Consider the following 1,386-nt stretch of genomic DNA (forward strand, 5'->3'; position numbering starts at 1 on the left):
GTAATATCCAACGCCAGCTCTCGGCTAAGTCACCCTCAACCAATAGCCATGTTTTACGCGCGGTAAGAGCGGCCGCCAGACCGATGATTGTAACGATTATGGCGACAACGTCAACGGATACCACTTAATCACCCCGGTTAGTAAGGCCTTTCAGCAGCTGGTATTGCCGAAGAAGGCCGAAAAAGGCAAGTATTACGAAAATGAAGTGAGCCGTGTTGCCAAGCAACTGCATGTCGATACCGGCTACTGAACGGTCACCGAGTTCGTAAACAGCTGTGAGTAGAGTCGCTAGGGCTAGAACTTGAAATGCGACAAATGAATACTTCCAGCTTAATGCCAAGTTGCCCGCCACTTTCCGCAAAATCCCCAGCGAGATTATGGCGGCCAAGCTTGCCAGGAAGAAGTTAATTATCTCGACAAATGCTACGAAGCTCATCCCAACTACCTTTTCTTACGTATTAGTCCTTCTTCAAGGAGCGTCTTCCCGCTTATCGGGCGGGAGGGAAATCCTGTTAGGACCCCCTGGTGCCCCGCGAACTTAGCCTCTATATTGACGCCGTGTTTCTTAATCTCATAGCGTCGTATATCCTTGGCATGTTTGCTGCCCCTTACCTTAAGAATAGTAAGCGCGGTATTAAGTTCGCTCTCTATCTCGACGTATTTCAAGAAGAAGATGTTATCGACGACAAAGCCTATGCTTGTCTCAAACGAACTCTCCTGCCCAAAAAGCAAGGGAATCTCGCTGGTGAGGATGGTTGTTAGGCCAAGTCTTTTAAGCCCGTTCACCAGGCTGTTAAATATTTGTCTGAGTTCCTGGGCGTCGGTGGTCAGCTGCTCCATCAGGGTCACCGAGTCGATGACGATCCGTTTTGCCCCCATCTGCTCGACGAGCGTGTCCAAAAAGCCGTTCTCTTTCTCAAGCTCGCTTTTCAGAACGGCAGGCGATGTGAAGATCACCTTAATCGTGCCCTCTGCCTCGCGCTTCTTTAAGTCGCAACCGAAGTTCATCGCGTCCCGGTAGATGATCTCCGGAAACTCCTCGAACGTTATAAATATACCGGGTTCGTTGAACTTCACTGCGCCGCTATATATAAATTGAGTGCCGAATGTGGTCTTTCCAGTGCCTGGAGGGCCGGCGATAACAGTTGAACTTCGCTCGTAAAGGCCTCCATCAAGCAGCTCGTCTAGCCCCGGAATCCCGCTTGATATTTTTCTCACTATGTAGCCTCCATCCCATCATATTTCATATTTCAAGTACTTCGAATATGACCTTGTATCTGGCCAGTAGCGCCCGGATTCAAATGAAGAAATGATAAACCCATACAGGGGCGTACTGGTCTGCGGACGAAATCGATAGTCCTGGTGCAAGCAGTGCTTTACGCGAGT

General features: G+C 49.4%; 2 protein-coding genes. Both read right to left on the reverse strand.

The genetic code is table 11. The annotated features are described in order from the left end of the window. Positions 1-124 precede the first annotated feature (124 nt). Complete coding sequence (locus tag ACYC56_RS10925; protein ID WP_461374211.1) at positions 125-436, reverse strand: hypothetical protein; 312 nt, start codon at positions 434-436, stop codon at positions 125-127. 5 nt (positions 437-441) lie between these two features. Next, positions 442-1,218 carry an RAD55 family ATPase gene (locus ACYC56_RS10930; protein WP_461374212.1) on the reverse strand — a complete coding sequence of 259 codons (777 nt, stop codon included), beginning with the start codon at positions 1,216-1,218 and terminating at the stop codon, positions 442-444. Positions 1,219-1,386 lie beyond the last annotated feature (168 nt).

Source organism: Candidatus Aquicultor sp. (genome assembly GCF_054640775.1).

What these genes read in the sequence shown, in the direction of transcription:
- ACYC56_RS10925 (WP_461374211.1), bottom strand. Translation starts at nt 436, where the DNA reads ATGAGCTTCGTAGCATTTGTCGAGATAATTAACTTCTTCCTGGCAAGC.